Source organism: Modestobacter italicus (assembly GCF_000306785.1).
Lineage (GTDB): Bacteria > Actinomycetota > Actinomycetes > Mycobacteriales > Geodermatophilaceae > Modestobacter > Modestobacter italicus.
Window position 1 is genome coordinate 1,402,387 of the sequence record NC_017955.1, and the last position, 16,199, is coordinate 1,418,585.

16 protein-coding genes are annotated in these 16,199 nt (G+C 76.3%); 8 read left to right on the top strand and 8 right to left on the bottom strand.

Annotated elements, in window-relative coordinates; genetic code table 11:
- Window positions 1-28: 28 nt before the first annotated feature.
- Together MODMU_RS06845 and MODMU_RS06850 are read right to left on the bottom strand one after the other, a co-directional pair.
- Entirely contained in the window at window positions 29-1,114 is a 1,086-nt protein-coding gene (locus MODMU_RS06845) for a winged helix DNA-binding domain-containing protein (RefSeq protein ID WP_014739473.1), read from the bottom strand.
- 28 nt (window positions 1,115-1,142) lie between these two features.
- Window positions 1,143-1,976, bottom strand: a complete 834-nt coding sequence (locus tag MODMU_RS06850) for an alpha/beta fold hydrolase (protein ID WP_014739474.1) — start codon at window positions 1,974-1,976, stop codon at window positions 1,143-1,145.
- A gap of 93 nt (window positions 1,977-2,069) precedes the next feature.
- Here MODMU_RS06850 and idi point away from each other — a divergent pair, with 93 nt between their 5' ends.
- A complete protein-coding gene (gene idi, locus MODMU_RS06855; RefSeq protein ID WP_231851777.1) occupies window positions 2,070-2,609 on the top strand; it encodes an isopentenyl-diphosphate Delta-isomerase in 540 nt (179 codons plus the stop codon).
- Between the two features lie 9 nt (window positions 2,610-2,618).
- Here idi and MODMU_RS06860 read toward each other — a convergent pair whose 3' ends face one another.
- Window positions 2,619-3,569: an anti-sigma factor RsbA family regulatory protein gene (locus MODMU_RS06860; RefSeq protein WP_014739476.1), complete on the bottom strand. Its 951-nt coding sequence runs from the start codon at window positions 3,567-3,569 to the stop codon at window positions 2,619-2,621.
- Between the two features lie 131 nt (window positions 3,570-3,700).
- Here MODMU_RS06860 and MODMU_RS06865 point away from each other — a divergent pair, with 131 nt between their 5' ends.
- The 4 genes from MODMU_RS06865 to MODMU_RS06880 all read left to right on the top strand — a co-directional run bounded on the left by MODMU_RS06865 (window position 3,701) and on the right by MODMU_RS06880 (window position 6,957).
- Window positions 3,701-4,747, top strand: coding sequence for a methylenetetrahydrofolate reductase C-terminal domain-containing protein (locus tag MODMU_RS06865; RefSeq protein ID WP_014739477.1), 1,047 nt, complete (start codon window positions 3,701-3,703; stop codon window positions 4,745-4,747).
- The gene (locus MODMU_RS06870) at window positions 4,744-5,508 is read left to right on the top strand and encodes a class I SAM-dependent methyltransferase (protein WP_197537393.1); all 765 of its coding nucleotides are present in this window, start codon (window positions 4,744-4,746) and stop codon (window positions 5,506-5,508) included. The genes MODMU_RS06865 and MODMU_RS06870 overlap by 4 nt, the downstream gene beginning before the upstream one ends.
- A 96-nt stretch (window positions 5,509-5,604) precedes the next feature.
- Entirely contained in the window at window positions 5,605-6,651 is a 1,047-nt protein-coding gene (locus MODMU_RS06875; protein ID WP_014739479.1) for an FAD-dependent oxidoreductase, read from the top strand.
- A 36-nt stretch (window positions 6,652-6,687) separates the two neighbouring features.
- Entirely contained in the window at window positions 6,688-6,957 is a 270-nt protein-coding gene (locus MODMU_RS06880) for a hypothetical protein (protein ID WP_014739480.1), read from the top strand.
- Window positions 6,958-6,965: 8 nt separating this feature from the next.
- On the opposite strand, the gene MODMU_RS06885 is transcribed toward MODMU_RS06880, so the two are convergent.
- From MODMU_RS06885 to MODMU_RS06895, 3 genes are read right to left on the bottom strand one after another with little or no spacing between them, the layout of a single operon-like run.
- Window positions 6,966-9,320 (bottom strand): SpoIIE family protein phosphatase, encoded by a 2,355-nt coding sequence (locus tag MODMU_RS06885; RefSeq protein WP_041795030.1) that lies wholly within the window; start codon window positions 9,318-9,320, stop codon window positions 6,966-6,968.
- Window positions 9,317-9,946, bottom strand: a complete 630-nt coding sequence (locus MODMU_RS06890; protein ID WP_014739482.1) for a biliverdin-producing heme oxygenase — start codon at window positions 9,944-9,946, stop codon at window positions 9,317-9,319. Before MODMU_RS06890 ends, MODMU_RS06885 begins: the two co-directional genes overlap by 4 nt.
- A 59-nt stretch (window positions 9,947-10,005) precedes the next feature.
- Window positions 10,006-11,181, bottom strand: coding sequence for a PucR family transcriptional regulator (locus tag MODMU_RS06895; RefSeq protein ID WP_014739483.1), 1,176 nt, complete (start codon window positions 11,179-11,181; stop codon window positions 10,006-10,008).
- 129 nt (window positions 11,182-11,310) lie between these two features.
- Between MODMU_RS06895 and MODMU_RS06900 the strand changes: the two genes are divergently transcribed.
- Together MODMU_RS06900 and pruA are read left to right on the top strand one after the other, a co-directional pair.
- Window positions 11,311-12,243, top strand: a complete 933-nt coding sequence (locus tag MODMU_RS06900) for a proline dehydrogenase family protein (RefSeq protein ID WP_014739484.1) — start codon at window positions 11,311-11,313, stop codon at window positions 12,241-12,243.
- A 61-nt stretch (window positions 12,244-12,304) separates the two neighbouring features.
- Window positions 12,305-13,930 (top strand): L-glutamate gamma-semialdehyde dehydrogenase, encoded by a 1,626-nt coding sequence (pruA, locus tag MODMU_RS06905; RefSeq protein WP_014739485.1) that lies wholly within the window; start codon window positions 12,305-12,307, stop codon window positions 13,928-13,930.
- A gap of 131 nt (window positions 13,931-14,061) precedes the next feature.
- Here pruA and MODMU_RS06910 read toward each other — a convergent pair whose 3' ends face one another.
- A complete protein-coding gene (locus tag MODMU_RS06910; RefSeq protein ID WP_014739486.1) occupies window positions 14,062-14,616 on the bottom strand; it encodes a gluconokinase in 555 nt (184 codons plus the stop codon).
- A 47-nt stretch (window positions 14,617-14,663) separates the two neighbouring features.
- Between MODMU_RS06910 and MODMU_RS06915 the strand changes: the two genes are divergently transcribed.
- Window positions 14,664-15,881 carry an MFS transporter gene (locus tag MODMU_RS06915; RefSeq protein WP_014739487.1) on the top strand — a complete coding sequence of 406 codons (1,218 nt, stop codon included), beginning with the start codon at window positions 14,664-14,666 and terminating at the stop codon, window positions 15,879-15,881.
- Here MODMU_RS06915 and MODMU_RS06920 read toward each other — a convergent pair.
- Complete coding sequence (locus MODMU_RS06920; protein WP_014739488.1) at window positions 15,802-16,188, bottom strand: hypothetical protein; 387 nt, start codon at window positions 16,186-16,188, stop codon at window positions 15,802-15,804. The genes MODMU_RS06915 and MODMU_RS06920 overlap by 80 nt on opposite strands.
- Window positions 16,189-16,199: the final 11 nt, after the last annotated feature.

The window sequence follows — 16,199 nt, forward strand, 5'->3', positions numbered from 1 at the left end:
TCACCCGCTACCCGGACACGCACACCGCTCAACCGCTGACCTCCACCCCGGCCAGCCGGCTCCCGCGGACGGCGGCCAGCCGGCCGGCCTGCTCCTCCAGCGCGGCACGCGGGACCTCGGACCACGGCTCGACCAGCACGGTCAGCTGGTCACCGCGCTTGCGGGGCCGCCACGTGCCGGCGACCTCACCGTCGACCAGCACCGCGCCGGGGCGGCCGAGGGTGCGCCAGAGGTCCTTGGCACGCACCCCGTCGGGCACCAGCAGCGCGCGGTCCCGGGTCTGCAGGTAGGGGTCGAACGGGCCGAGCAGCCGGGTGCTGCGGGCCGGGCCGGCCTGCAGCCGGTCGAGGTCGGCGGCCAGCGCCCACCGCCGCTCGCCGGCCACGGTGACCTCGACGGCGTCCTCGGGCCAGTGCGCCGTCACGTCCTTGACCGCCGCGTCCAGGTAGCCGGCGACCTGCTGGCGGGTGGCGGGCCCGTGCAGCCGCAGGTAGCCCCGGACGACGTCCAGGTGCTCGGGCACCGACGCGGCCGGCCGGAAGCCGGGGATCGGCCGGAGCACCGGGGGAGAGGTGTCCGGCTGCAGCTCCAGCCCGGCGCGCAGCGCGGCGAGCCGGAACGGCTGCTCGTACACGTGCGTGGCCGCGCACGGCCGGCAGTACCGGAGGTAGGGCGGGTCCACCATCGCGGTGAGCTGCCGGGACATCTCGCCCTTGACCGTCGGGGCGGTGACCACCTCCCGCATCGCCGCCGCGACCGTGTCCAGCGCGGTCAGGACGGGGATGCCGGCGGCCTTGAGCGGCGCCGCGGCGTCGAACACCCGCTTCGCCGCGTCGGCGTCGGAGAACGGCGCCGTCGCCGCGGCCACCCCGGGGAGGTCGGCCCGGCGGTACAGGTGCGGGGCGCCGCGGAGGGTCCACACCAGCGCCAGGTCCGCGGGGTCCGGGTCGTCGACGCCGCGGACCGCCAGCGCCCAGCGGCCGGCGTCGGCGCCGGTGTCCTGCACGCCGAGGTCGAGGACGGCGGTGTCGGCGAGCGTGCCCGCCGTCCGGTCCAGCTGCTGGGCGCGCACGCGGAAGCCGAGCACGTCCGCTCGGGTCAGCTCCACGGCCACCCCGACACCGTAGGGCCGCCCACCGACGTCAGGAGGAGGTGCGGACGTGCGCGGTGACCAGCTCCCCGGTGCGCTCGGCGGCCAGCTCGGGGATCCAGTGGTTGACGTCCTCGAGCACCTCCAGGGTGTAGGGCGCGTCGACGAAGCCGGCGGTCGCCTCGGTGGCGGCCCGGCCCAGGAAGGCGTCGGCGGCACCCCACACGTGCAGCGTCGGCACCCGCACTCTGCCCAGCGGCGTCCGGGCCCCGTAGGGCAGCGCCCGGTACCAGTTCAGCGCGGCGGTCAGCGCACCCGGCTGCTGCATCCGGGCGACGTAGGAGTCGACGAGGTCCGGCGGCAGACCGCCCGAGCGCAGCACCCGCCGCAGCGCCGCGCCGTTGCCCGCCAGCAGCACGGCCTCGGGGACCGCCGGCAGCTGGAGCAGGCCGACGTAGGACGAGCGCAGCGCCTGGTCGCTGTGCACCAGGGCCTGGCTCATCGCGGCCGGGTGCGGCACCGACAGCGCGGTCAGGGTGCGCACCCGCCACGGGTGCCAGCCGGCCAGCGCCCACGCCACGATGCCGCCCCAGTCATGCCCGACGACGTGCGCGCTCGGCAGCCCGGCGGCGTCGAGCAGCGCCAGCACGTCGTCCACCACCTCCCGCAGGGCGTAGGCCGACCGGCCCTCCGGCCGGGCGCGGGGGGAGTAGCCGCGCTGGTCGGGGGCGAGCGTGCGCAGCCCGGCCGAGTGCAGCACCGGGCTCAGCCGGTCGAACGCCGAGGAGTCCTGCGGGAAGCCGTGCAGCAGGACGACGGGCACGCCGTCGGCCGGCCCGGAGTCACGGACGTCGAAGACGAGGCCGCCGCGGGAGAAGCTGTCCATGCACCCACCCTGCCCGGTGCACGGGGCCCGCGCACCCGGCGTCCGGGGCCGTCCGCGCACGCCCCGCACGCGTCGGGGACGATGGAGGGCGTGGTGGCATCCCCGACGGCAGAGCTGATCGTCCTGGTCGACGAGCACGGGACGGCGATCGGCGCGATGCCGAAGCCGCTGGTCCACCACGGCGAGACACCGCTGCACCGGGCCTTCTCCGCCTACCTGTTCGACGACGAGGGCCGGCTGCTGGTCACCCGTCGGGCGGAGACGAAGGCGACCTTCCCGGGCATGTGGACCAACACGGTGTGCGGGCACCCCGCGCCGGGGGAGGGCGACGCCGCGGCGATCGCCCGGCGGGCCGACTACGAACTGGGGCTCGGCGTGGCCGACCTGCGGCCCGCGGTGCCCTCCTACCGGTACCGGGCGGAGTTCCGCGGCGTGGTGGAGAACGAGATCTGCCCGGTGTACCTGGGGCGGTTCACCGGCACCCCCCAGCCCGACCCGACCGAGGTCGGGGCGTGGGAGCTGCTGGACTGGGCCACATTCCGCGACCGGCAGGAGGCCCAGCAGCACGACGACTGGTCCCCGTGGTGCCGCGAGCAGGCCCGGCTCATCGAGGCCGCCGGCCTGGTGCCCTAGCGGGACCGTTCAGGCGTTGACGACGAGGCGGACGGTGCAGCCGTCGCCGGAGTCGTCGGCCGGCGACGCGGTCAGGCTGTCGACCGAGCGGCGGGCCAGCCACAGCCCCATCCCGCCGACGGCCATGTCCCCGTGGGCCGGGCCGTAGCCGACCAGCGGGTCGTCGAAGCACGCGCCGTGGTCGGTGATGGCGCACAGCAGCCGCTCCGGCGTGCACCACAGCCGCACGTCGACCGGCGGGATCCCGTGCTCGGCGGCGTTGGCGGTGACCTCGTCGATGGCCAGCACGAAGTCCTGCGCGGCGTCGGCGGACAGCGCGCTCTCGGCCAGCACCCGGTTCAGCGCCCGGCGCAGCACCCGCATGTCGTCGAGGTCGACCATGGCCAGGGTGGGCTCGGTGGCCTCGAGCGGGTCGGGCAGCCCGGCCCGCTGCAGGTCCCGGAGCAGGTCGGCGGGGGCCCGGTAGCCGGGGCTGGGCACCAGGCCCTCGGCGGTGAGCAGCCAGGGGTGGGTCGCCCGGGCGGCCGCGGCGGTGTCCGCGGTCTCGCCGCCGGCCATCAGGCAGAGGTGGTCGACCGGCCGCGCGGCCAGCACGTGGTTGAGCAGCGCCTCGGTCTGCAGCCACGCCGAGGCGTCGTCCTGGCGGCCGGGGCCGGTGACCAGGTGCAGGCGGCGACCGTCACCGGGCAGGTCGCGGTCGATGAGGTCGGCCATCGCGGCGAGCGCGGCTGGCGGGCGGTCCTCCTGCGGCTCGGCCGGGACGACGTGGACCTGCCGGTCGCTGCCCAGCACGGCGGCCAGGGCGGTGGCCATCGCATCGGGGCAGGCGAGCACCACCGGTTCCCCCGCGGCGAGCGCGCTCTGCAGGAACGGCCCCACCAGGGTGGCGACGTCCTCACGGTCGTTCATCACGTAGCCGACGTGCCGGTACACCTGCTGGTCCTGGCTCTGCTGCACCACGGAGCCCCTGTTCCTGTCGGTTGCTTCGACACCACTCCCTGTGCCCACTGAGGCGCGTGGGACACATGGGTCACCCAGGTCACAGCGGCGCGGCGCGTTTCGGGCCTCCGGTGGCGGGACAGCGACAGGGGGTGAGCCCGCTCGCGGACGACCTGACAGCCCCGGCGGGGCCCCGGGAGGGCTGCCCGAAGCGGATGGTGTTCGGGCCCTGCGGCGGCGTCCGGGACGACGGCCGGTGCGAGGTCGCCGAGCACGCCTGCGTCTTCCTGGCCCCGCCGCTGCCCCGCTGGACCGGCCCCACCCTGCCGGCGCCCGCACCCCGGCCGGGCGGGTTGCTGGACCGAGCCCGCACCCGGCCCGTCGTGCTCGCCGACCTCACCGTGGCGCCCTTCGACCCGGCGTCGGTGCGGTCGGTGGTGGGCACCCTGGCGCCGGTCAGCGACGGCCTGCTCGTCGGTGAGCACCAGGGCCGGCCCGACCTGCCGCCCACCCTGATGGCGCAGGAGGTGCTCGCCGCCGGGGGCCGGCCGTGGACGACGCTGGCCTGCCGCGACCGCAACCGGCTGGTGCTCGAGCAGGAGCTCGCCGGGCTGGCCGCCGTCGGGGTCGACGGGGTGCTCTGCGTGACCGGCGACGGCCGGCGGGCCGGCGCGCGCCCGGAGGTGACGTCGGTCTTCGACCTCGACGGCACCCGGCTGACGGCGCTGGCGACCGCCCTGGGGCTGTCTGCGGCGGTGGCGGAGTCGCCGGACGCGCCGCCGGTGCCGCAGCGGCCGGCCCGGGTCGCGCAGAAGCAGCGCGCCGGGGCCCAGCTCTGCGTGCTCAACCACGTCGGCAGCGCGGCCCGGCTCACCGAGTTCCTCGCCGCGGCGCGGGCCGCCGGGGCGACGCTGCCGTTCGTCGCGGCGGTCGCCGTCTACACCGACGAGCGGTCCGCCCGGGTGCTGCAGCGGTTCCCCGGCCTGCACCTGGACGACGACCAGGTCGAGCGCGTGCTCACCGCCCCGGACACGGTCGCCGCCGGCATCGAGGCGGCGGTCGCCGAGGCGCGGGCGCTGCTCGCGGTGCCGGGGGTGGTCGGGGTGAACCTGTCGGGGCTCGCCTCGGCGCACGGCGAGGAGACGGCGGCAGCGGTCAAGGCCGAGGTGGCCACGAGGATCCGGGAGGGCGTCGCGTGAGCGAGCTGGCGAGCGAGGCGATGGAGTCCGAGTTCGGCACCGTCGCCGGCTGGACCGAGGAGGCGGTGCTCGCGCTGGGGCCCGAGCACGCCGTCCCGGCCGGCTGCCGGGGCAGCGGGAGCGAGGGGGCGCTGCGCTGGCTGGCCGACGCCCTCGCCGTCCGGCCCGGGGACAGGGTGCTCGACTCCGGCGCCGGGGTCGGCGGCCCGGCCGGCTGGCTGGCCGCCGAGCGCGGGGTGCGGCCGGTCTGCGCGGAGCCGATGGCCCCGGCGGTGCACGCCGGCCGGACGCTGTTCGGGCTGCCGTCGGTGGTCGCGCTGAGCCAGGCGCTGCCCTTCGCCGACGACGCGTTCGACGCAGCGTGGTGCCTCGGCGTGCTGTGCACCACCGAGGAGAAGGCAGCCCTGGTCGCCGAGCTGCGCCGGGTCCTGGTCGACGGCGGCCGGCTGGGCCTGCTGGTCTTCGTCGCCGACGAGCCGCTCCCGCCGCCGCTGCCGGAGGGCAACAGCTTCCCCACCTCCGACGAGGTGAGCCGGCTGCTGGGCGAGGCCGGCTTCCGGGTCACCGGCACCGCCGAGGCCGACCTCGCCGACAGCCCGCCGGAGTGGAAGGCCCGGGCGGACGCCGTCGACGCCGAGGTGCAGCGCCGGCACGGCGACGACCCCGCCTGGGCCGAGGCCGAGGAGCAGTCCGGCCGCGTCGGCCGGCTGCTCGGCTCCGGGGCGCTGCGCCCCCGCCTGGTCTCCGCGGTCGCCACCTGAGGAAGGACCCCCTCCTCCTCACCCCTCGCAGGCTCGGGGCGAGCCTCTGGAGGGGGCCGGGGGCATGGTGCGGGACGACGCGGTGTTGCAGGGGCCGTGCACGCAGACGTCGTCGTGATCGGGGCCGGGCAGGCCGGGTTGTCGGCGGCGTACGCGCTGCGCCGGGCCGGGGCGGACTTCGTGGTGCTCGACGGGAACGCCGCCCCCGGCGGGGCCTGGCAGCACCGCTGGCCCTCGCTGCGGCTGGACAGGGCGCACCGGGTCCACCCGCTGCCCGGACTGCCCTTGCCCGACGCCGACCCCACCGATCCCGCCAGCGAGGTCGTCGCCGGGTACTTCGCCGACTACGAGCGGCGCTTCGACCTGCCGGTGCGCCGCCCGGTCGCCGTCCGTGCGGTGCACGCCACCGACGACGGCTTCCGGTTGGACACCAGCGAGGGGGAGTGGACGGCGCGCGGCCTGCTGAACGCCACCGGCACCTGGACCCGCCCGTTCTGGCCGGCCTACCCGGGCCGCGAGCTGTTCACCGGCCGCCAGCTGCACGCGGCCGACTACCGCGGTGCCGAGGAGTTCCGCGGCCGGCACGTGGTCGTCGTCGGCGGCGGGACCTCGGCGGTGCAGCAGCTGATCGAGATCAGCGAGGTCACCACCACCACCTGGGTGACCCGCCGGCCGCCGCTGTGGCGCGCGAGTGGCTTCGGGGAGGACGCCGGCCGGGCCGCGGTCGCCCTGGTCGACCAGCGGGTGCGCGCCGGCCTGCCGCCGGGCAGCGTGGTGGGCGTGACCGGGCTCGTGGAGACCGACGCCGTCCTCGCCGCCCGGGCGCGCGGCGTCCTGGCCCGGCTGCCGGTCTTCGACCGGCTCACCGCCGACGGGGTCGCCTGGGACGACGGGCGGTCGGTCCGCGCCGACGTCGTCCTGTGGGCGACCGGCTTCCGGGCCGCGCTGGACCACCTCGCGCCGCTGCACGTCCGCGGCCCCGGCGGGGGGATCGCGATGGACGGCACCCGGGTGGTCGCCGAGCCCCGGCTGCACCTGGTCGGCTACGGCCCCTCGGCGAGCACCATCGGTGCCAACCGCGCCGGCCCCCGGGCGGCCCGCGAGCTGCTGCGCACGCTGGTCGGCACCGACGCCGCGGCCTGACGGTTGCGCGCAGCTCCTCGCAGGTAGGACAGGGGCATGAGCGAGAGCAGCGAACTCCCCGACACCGCGATGGCCACCGGCAACGACGAGGGCGAGCCGGGCCACCCCGACACCCGTCCGCTGGCCGAGGACGAGCGCGAGCTGCTCACGCAGCTCCAGAGGTCGGCCGACGGGTCCGGCGAGCCGGCGGTCGAGGACGGCCCCGAGATGGCCGCGGCGGCCGGGGACGACGCGCCGCTGCCGGCGGCCACCGGCGGCGACGGGCAGGCCGGTGACGGGCTGGACCCGGAGTTCACCGACCGCTGAGCCCGCGGTCAGCTGCCGGGCTCCTCCGGGTCCAGCCGCACCGCGACCAGGGCGACGTCGTCGTCGGCGCCACCGGGCACCAACCGGGCGAGGAGCTGGTCGACCAGCCCGTCGACCGGCTCCTGCCACAGCGCGCCGAACTCGGTGCGCAGCTGCGCGATCCCGTCGTCGAAGAGCTGGTCCCGGCGCTCGACGAGCCCGTCGGTGTAGAGCAGCACCGTCGACCCGCGCGGGATCGTGAGCACGTGGTCCTGCCGCGCTGAGCCGGCGTCGACCCCGAGCAGCAGGTCGGGCCGGGCGTCGTCGAGCACCGAGATGGTGCCGTCCGGGCCGGCGATCACCGGCGGCAGGTGCCCGGCGTTGGACCAGCGGAGCCGGGTGAGCCCGGCCGCCCGCTCCTCGTCGGTCTGCTCCAGCCGGGCGACGAGCACCGAGGCCATCGTCGTCAGCTGCAGGCCGGCGACGGCCCGGTCCAGCCGGGTGAGCACCCCGGCCGGGCTGTCGTCGCTGTCGTAGGCGATGCCGCGCAGCAGCCCGCGCAGCTGCCCCATGCAGGCCGCCGCTTCGGTGTCGTGACCGACGACGTCCCCGATCACCAGCACGGTCGCGCCGTCGGGCTGCTGGAAGACGTCGTACCAGTCGCCGCCGACCTGGGAGTCCCGGGCCGCCGGCACGTAGCGCACGGCGAAGTCCAGGTGGTCGGGGTCCGGTGGCTCCGACAGCAGGCTGCGCTGCAGGGTGAGCGCCGTCCGGGCGACCCGGCGGGTCCGGGCGTACAGCGCCTCCAGCAGGTGGGTGCGCAGCTCGCCGGCCTCGGTGAGCTCGGCCGGGGTCCAGGGCTCGGCCCGGTTGCGGACGGTCTCCCGCCAGCGGTCGAAGGACTTGCGGGGGGAGAGCCGGATGGTGTCGCCCTCGCGCTCGGCGATCGCCTTGTTGTGCGGGTCGCCGCCCCAGTCGACCGCGTGCACCTTCTCCACGCGGGTCCAGATGACGTACTGGCCCTCCGGCAGCGGCAGTGCCAGCACGCCGCAGGCGACCTCCCCGGGGACGCCGAGGGTGGGGGCGACCAGCGGCAGCCGGTCGGTGCCCACCACGTCACCGCCGTGCTGGCCGGCCCAGGCGGCCAGCACGTTGCTGACCTCCGCCGACAGCGGCACCCCGGCGCTGCCGGTCGAGCCCTGCAGGCTGACCACCACGGAGTCCGCCGGCACCACGTCGAGCAGCCCCGGCCGGCCGAGCACGGTCTCGGCCAGCGGTCGGTCCTCGTCCAGCGCGGCCGCGGTCAGCCAGGCCATGGTGGAGCGGACCCGCAGCGCGCGGCGGTGCTCCTCGTCCTCGGTCCGGTCGACCAGGCGCAGCGACAGGGTCGAGCCGAGGAACTCCGCGGCCGCCCGGGTGGCGTAGGGCGGGGCGTGCGGACCGGAGTAGTGGTGGCAGGCGATGAGGCCCCAGAGCTTGTCGTCGCGCAGCAGCGAGATCGACATCGAGGCGCCCACGCCCATGTTCTGCAGGTACTCGCAGTGGATCGGGGAGACGCTGCGCAGCGTCGAGTAGGTCAGGTCCAGCGGCTGCCCGGTGGCGGGCAGGTCGACCGGCTCCAGCGGCGAGGGCGTGTAGCGCACGTCGGAGATCAGCCGGACCCAGTTCTTCTCGTACAGCGCCCGGGCCTGCGCCGGGATGTCCGAGGCCGGGTAGTGCAGCCCGAGGAAGGAGTTCAGCTCGGGCAGCTTGGCCTCGGCGACGACCTCGCCGTTGTAGTCGGCGTCGTAGCGGTAGACCATCACCCGGTCGAACCCGGTGAGCGCGCGGACCGCCTCGGCGGTGATGTCGTAGAGCTCCTGCAGCGAGCTGGCCCGGTTCAGCTCGGCGATCGTCCCGCGCACCGCCTGGTAGGTGTTCGGGAAGGAGAACGGCCGCGGGCCGAAGGCCGGCTCGAGCTCGACGACGAGGGTGCTGGCCGCCGGCAGACCGGCGGCGGTGCGGGTGCCCTCCGGCGCGTGGCTCACCCGGTGCAGGATCGCGTCGACCGGGCACGGGCTGCCGGCGCAGTCGAGGATCAGCTCGACCGGGTTGCGCTCGCGCAGGTCGCCGAACGCGCTGGCCGACCGGGCGATCGCCTGCGCGGGCACGGTGCCGACCACCTCGGCCAGCGGCCGGCCCAGGGCGTCGTCCCAGGCCGTGCCGACGACGTCGGCCAGGTTGCGGGAGACCTGGCGGACGACCATGTCCGGCTCGCTGACGGCGAGCAGCACGCCCCGCGGCTGGATGCTGCCCGGGACGTGGATCGGCTCCCGCTCGCAGTTGGTGAGGTCGACCGGCTCGCCGGGCGCCAGCCAGGTGCTGGTCTGCAGTTGGTCGGTCATGACTGGGCACTGCTCCCCGCTGGGGCTGACCGCCGCTGTTCGACGGAGGACGGCGCGCCGCACCAGGAGGCGAGCGCGCTGAAGGTCTCCCGGGCGGCTCCGACCAGCTGGTCGGCGTCCCCACCCCCGGCGACCCGGGCGCGGGTCACCGTGCGGAAGGCGTGCCACATGGCGCCGGTCTGCTCACCGTAGGGGGAGAAGCTGGTCAGCCGCCCGGCGGCGGCCAGCTGGGGGAGGGTGGCCAGGTGCCGGTCGATGAACACCCCGCCGAGCGAGGAGCCCTCCAGCACGTAGAGGCGGCCGAGCGCGGCGTCGGTGCCGGGCACGTCCGGCAGGGCCGGGACGTCCTCGGTGGGCCCGGCACCGAGCGCGGTCAGGTCGTCGGCGAACAGGTGGGACCGGTGACGGTGCGCCCAGCCGACGCCGTCGGCGTCGGCCGGCTCGGCGGCGGCCCAGTCGTCGAGCCCGGCCTCCGCGGCCCGCCAGAAGCCGTGCATCCGGGTGAGGACGTCGACGAGCCGGTCGCGCGTCAGGGCGGGGGAGAGCAGGTCCAGCGAGTCCTCGACAGCCCGGTGCTCGGCCGCGGTCTCCGTGCGCAGGCGGCGCAGGACGTCGTCTTCGGTCACCCCGGTCCCGTCATCCGTGTCGCGGTACCCCGACGGGGATGACGCGCGTGCTGTCGTGGTCATGAGCTTAGGTCACGGTCGGTGGTGGCGTCCTCGCTCCGGCGGGTCGCGGACGTGAGCCGCGCCGCACGGACCCCCAGGTGCAGCAGCAGCCGGTCGGCGCCGTCGGCGAGGTCGAGACCGGTGAGCTCCTCGATCCGGCCGAGCCGGTAGTACAGCGTCTGGCGGTGGATGCACAGCTCGGTGGCGGCCCGCTGCGGGCTGCCGGCGCAGTCCAGCCAGGTCCCCGCCGTCCGGGTGAGCACCGGGTCGGCCAGCAGCCTCGCCAGCGACGGGTCCGGGTCGCCGACCGCGGCGACCTGCCGCCAGGCACCGAGCTCCGACCAGGACGCCGCCGGGGCGAACCGCGGGTCGACGGACGCCACCCGGGCCGCGGTGCGCGCCTCGTGCCACTGCGCGGGCAGGTCCCCGCAGCCGGTCCGGGCGGCGGCCACCCCGGCGGTGCTGCCCGGCGGCAGCCCGCCGAGGGCGGCGCCGCTGAGCGCACCGGCCGGGGGGGGGTCGCCGTCCCCGGGCAGCGGCAGCAGCACCGCCACCTCCGCGCCACCGGCGAGCACCGCGGAGACCGCGCCGGCACCCGGCGGGGCCCAGCCGACCGGCAGCCCGGGAGCCGCGGGGAGCAGTGCCACCAGGGTCACCGCGCTGGCCGGGCCGAGCGCGTCGGCCAGCGACCGGGCCGCACGCTGCGGAGCGGGGCCGGTCAGCACGGCGCGCAGCGCGGCGGACAGGTCGTCGGCGCCGGGGCGCCCCTCGGCCAGCAGCCGCCCCGCCTCCGCGGCGAGGAGCACGGCCTCGGGCAGCCCCGGGGCGCTGGGGTCGCCGACGTCGGTGCGGCCCTCGTCGAGCAGCCACAGCCAGCCGTGCAGGCGGCCGTCGGCCCGGACCGGGACGCAGAGCCGGGTGAGGATGCCGGCGTCGGGGTCGGCCGGCACCCGCACCGGGCCGGTCGCTGCGGTGATGCCGTGGCTCTCGAACCAGGCCCGCACGTCGGGGGTGGAACTGCGGCCGAGGATGGACCGCGCGCGGACGGCGTCCATGGTCGCGCCCGGGGTGGCCGGGCCGGTGCCGTCGTGGGCGCAGAAGGCCAGCAGGGTGAACTCGCGGTCCTCCAGCGTCGCCGGGGCGCCGAGCACGCGGGAGACCTCGTCCACCAGGTCCTGCAGGTCGTCGCGCACCGGGTGCTCCCCTCGCCGTTCAGACGATCGTACGAGGAGAACCCGGCGAGTCCGGACATCTGTCGCTGGCGCGGCGGCGGTCGCCGTCCCTAGCGTTCTGGTCAGGTCACCGTCCAGCCGGAGGTCGTCGTGCTCACCCAGAAGGCCCTGCTCGCCGCCTCCCGCCGTCCCGCCCTCCGCCGCGTGGTCACCGGCACGCCGGTCACCCGCCGGGTCGTCGACCGCTTCGTCGCGGGGGAGACGCTGCCCGAGGCGCTGGACGTCGTCCGCGCGCTGGCCGCCGACGGCATCGCCGTGACCCTGGACCACCTCGGCGAGGACGTGCCCGACCGCGCCGCGGCCACGCGGTCCAGGGACGCCTACCTGGCGCTGCTCGACGGCCTCGCGCCGCTGCAGCTGGGCCGGCGGGCCGAGGTGTCGGTGAAGCTGTCGGCGTTCGGCCAGGCGCTGCCGATCGGCGGCCACGACGTGGCGCTGCAGCTGGTGCGCCCGGTCGTCGAGGCGGCCACCGCGATGGGCACCACGGTCACCCTCGACATGGAGGACTCCGCGACGGTCGACTCGACCCTCGCCGTCCTGGCCGAGCTGCGCCGCGACCACCCGGGGACCGGCGCGGTGCTGCAGGCGATGCTGCACCGCACCGAGGACGACGCCCGGACCCTCGCCGTCCCCGGGTCGCGGGTGCGGCTGGTCAAGGGCGCCTACCGCGAGCCGGCGGGCGTGGCGTTCCAGGACAAGGCCGACGTCGACGCCGCCTACGCGCGCTGCCTGGAGGTGCTCGTCCGCGGCGGCGGCCACCCGATGGCCGGCACGCACGACCCGGCCATGATCGAGCGGCTGCTCGCCCTGGTCGCCGAGACCGGCCGCACCCCCGACAGCTACGAGTTCCAGCTGCTCTACGGCATCCGTCCCGACGAGCAGGTCCGGCTGGCCGCCGCCGGGCACACCGTGCGCGCGTACGTGCCCTACGGCGCCGACTGGTACGGCTACTTCATGCGCCGGCTGGCCGAGCGCCCCGCCAACCTGCAGTTCTTCCTCCGCTCCCTCGCCACCCGTTCCTGAACCCGCCTCTTCCGCCAAGAGCGTGCTCTTGGCGATCCGTCCACCGCTGAGGAGCACCCCCATGGACGCCGTCACCCAGGTCCCCGCGCCGCGCAACGAGACCGTGAAGGACTACGCCCCCGGCTCGCCGGAGCGAGCGGAGCTGCAGCAGCGGCTCACCGAGCTCGCCGCCGACCCGCTGGAGCTGACCGCCACCATCGGCGGGGAGCAGCGGATGGCTCGCGGCGCGGCGTTCGACGTCGTCGCCCCGCACCGGCACACCCAGGTGCTCGGGACGTCGGCCGCGGCCACCGCCGCCGACGCCGAGGACGCCGTCCGTTGCGCCAAGCAGGCCGCCCCGGGCTGGTCGGAGCTGTCCTTCGACGACCGGGCCGCGGTGTTCCTCAAGGCCGCCGACCTGCTGGCCGGTCCGTGGCGGCAGACGCTCAACGCCGCGACCGTGCTCGGCCAGAGCAAGACCGCCTACCAGGCCGAGATCGACGCCGCCTGCGAGCTGATCGACTTCTGGCGCTACAACGTGCACTTCGCCCGGGGCATCATGGCCGAGCAGCCGGCGTCCAGCCCGGGGGTGTGGAACCGGGTGGACCACCGCCCGCTCGAGGGCTTCGTGTACGCGGTCACGCCGTTCAACTTCACCGCCATCGCCGGCAACCTGCCGACCGCGCCGGCGCTGATGGGCAACACCGTGGTCTGGAAGCCGGCGCCGACCCAGCAGCTGGCCGCGCACCTCACCATGCGGCTGCTGGAGGCGGCCGGGCTCCCGCCGGGCGTGATCAACATGCTGCCCGGTGACGGGATCGCGGTCTCCGACGTCGTCCTCGCCGACCGCGACCTGGCCGGCATCCACTTCACCGGCTCGACCCCGGTCTTCCAGCACCTGTGGCGCACGGTGGGGGAGAACATCGCCTCCTACCGCGGGTACCCCCGGATCGTCGGCGAGACAGGCGGCAAGGACTTCATCGTCGCCCACCCCTCGGCGGACCCAGACGTGCTGCGCACCGCGATGATCCGCGGCGCGTTCGAGTACCAGGGGCAGAAGTGCTCCGCGGCCTCCCGCGCCTACGTCCCCCGCAGCCTGTGGGCGAAGGTCCGCGACGAGCTGATCGCCACCACCGAGGCGCTGCCGATGGGCGACGTCACCGACTTCTCGAACTTCATGGGCGCGGTCATCGACGGCCGCTCCTTCGCGAAGCTGTCGAAGGTGCTGGACGCCGCGCGGGGCGACGACGCGCTGACCGTCGTCGCCGGTGGCACGGCCGACGACAGCGAGGGGTGGTTCGTCCGGCCGACGGTCATCGAGGGCACCGACCCCGAGCACGAGGTGTTCACCACCGAGTACTTCGGCCCGGTCCTCGCCGTGCACGTCTACGACGACGCCGACTACGACACCGTGCTGGCGCAGATGGAGTCGGTGGCGCCCTACGCCCTCACCGGCTCGGTCATCGCGCAGGACCGGACGGCGATCGCGCACGCGCAGCGGTTCCTGCGGCACGCCGCCGGCAACTTCTACGTCAACGACAAGCCGACCGGGGCGGTCGTCGGCCAGCAGCCCTTCGGTGGCGGCCGCGCGTCGGGCACCAACGACAAGGCCGGCGCGCCGCAGAACCTGCAGCGCTGGACCAGCACCCGGTCGATCAAGGAGACCTTCGCCCCCGCGACCGACCACCGCTACCCGCACATGCGTTGATGGCGACCCTTCGGGCCGCACCGCGGCCAGCGGCCGTCCCCGACGGCCGCTGAGCCGCTTCGTCGCTCGGTCGCGGGACCCTCCGGGCCCCACTCCTCACGATCCCCAGGGGTCGCGTCGGATCGGGCGTGTCAGCCCTGGCTGAGTCCGTCCAGTGCCCGCTCCCTGCGGAGGTCGGTGAGCAGTTCGGCGATGCTCTGGTCGAGCGGGCCGTCGCCGGCGATGACGTCGCCGGGCTCGTCCTCGGCCAGCGGCTCCAGGGTGGCCAGCTGGCTGTCCAGCAGGGACGGCGGCATGTAGTGGCCCGTGCGCTGCGCCAGCCGGTCGGCGAGCACCTGCTGGGAGACCTGCATGTGGGCGAACCAGACCGAGGGGTGGCCGTCGCGGAGCAGGTCGCGGTAGCTGCGCTTGAGCGCGGAGCAGGTGAGCACCAGCGAGGTGCCGGCGGCCTCGTGCTCACCGATCACCTCGGCGATCCGCCGCAGCCACGGCCAGCGGTCCTCGTCGTCGAGCGGGTGCCCGGCCGCCATCTTGGCGACGTTGGCCTCCGGGTGCAGGTCGTCACCCTCGATGTACTCCCAGCCCAGCTGCCGGGTGAGCTCGCGGGCGGCGCTGGTCTTGCCGGAGCCGGAGACCCCCATGACGACGATGGAGGTGGTCGCCGGGATGCTGGGCGGAGAGTCCATGCGCTGACCGTAGGGGTCACCACCGGGCGGTTGGAGGACCAGGGCCCGTGACGGTGGTGCAGCGACGCACCTCGCTCTGGCGGCTGCCCGCGATCCGGTCGTTGGTCGGGCTCAACGTGCTCGGCTTCCTCAGCTACTCGCTGCTGCTGTCGGCGCTGCCCGCCCACGCCGCCGGGCTCGGTTCCGGGCTCACCGCGGCCGGCTCGGTGACGACGGTCTTCCTCGTCGCGACGGTGCTCGCCCAGGCGGCGGTCCCCGCGCTGGTCGCCCGGCTGGGCGCCGGGCCGGTGCTGGTGGTCGGGCTGGTCGCGATGGGGGCGCCCTCGCCGCTGTACCTGCTCGCCGACGACGTCCGCTGGTTCGCCGTCGTCTCGGTGGCCCGCGGGATCGGCTTCGCGGTGCTCACCGTGCTCGGCTCGACGCTCGCCGCGCAGGCCGTGCCCGCGGCGCGGCGCGGGGAGTCGATCGGCATCTACGGCCTGGCCATCTCGCTGCCCACGCTGGCCGCCGTCCCGGGTGGGACGGCGCTGACCCTGGCCGGGCACTTCCCGGTCGTGGCCGGGCTGGCCGCGGCGCCGGTGCTGGCCGTGGTGTTCGTCCCGGGGCTGGTGCGGGCGATCGGCCGGCCGGCGGAGCCGGAGCGGGCCGGGAGCTCCCGCGCCGCCGTCCGGGCGGCCGCGCTGCCCTCGCTGCTCCTGCTCGTGGTCACCCTCGCCGGCGGGGGTCTGGTGACGTTCCTGCCGATCGAGCGCCCGGACGGCGTGCTGGCCGCCGCGGCGCTGCTGGCCTTCGGGCTGGGCACCGCGGTGTGCCGCTGGGGCGCCGGCGTGCTCGCCGACCGGTCCGGTGCCCGGGTGCTGCTGCCGGGGGCGCTGGCCCTCGGGGTCGCCGGCCTGCTGCTCGTCGCGCTGGGGCTGCGCACCGACGGCGGCGGCGCGGCGGTGCTGGCCGGCTCGGCGGCCCTGGGCGCCGGCTACGGAGCGGTGCAGAACCTCACCCTGGTCCTCGCCCTGGCCCGGGCAGGGGAGGGCCGGACGGCGACGGTGAGCGCCGTGTGGAACGCCTGCTTCGACACCGGCACCGCGGTCGGCGCGCTCGCCGTGGGCGCGGTCGCCGCGCAGCTGGGCCTGCCGGTCACCTACGTGCTCGTCGCCGTCCTGCTGGCGGCGGTGCTGCCGGTCGCGGTCACCCTGCCCCGGGCGCTCCGTAGGACGACGGCGGACCCAGCCGCAGCCGCGCCGCCTCCGCCAGCTGGGTCACCGTGACCAGCTCCTCGGCCGCCTCGCGCAGCCAGGTGCGCAGCCCCTCGACGTCCCCCCGGTGGGCGTCCCGCAGCTGACCGAGCCGGATCTGCCGGGTGCTCGCCTGGGCGCGCATCGCCGTGGGCAGGGTGCGGCCGGTGCGGCGGGCCAGCGTGGTGAACCCGGCGCCGGCGAAGACCAGCTCGCGGGCGTCGGTCAGCCCGTCCAGCAGCGCCGCGGCGTCGTCGGGGTGACCGGCCTCGACCAGCCGCAGGTGCTCCTGGGCCAGCCGGACGCCGGCATCGGCGGGGGACTCGGGGGTCGCGCTCACCTCCCCACTCT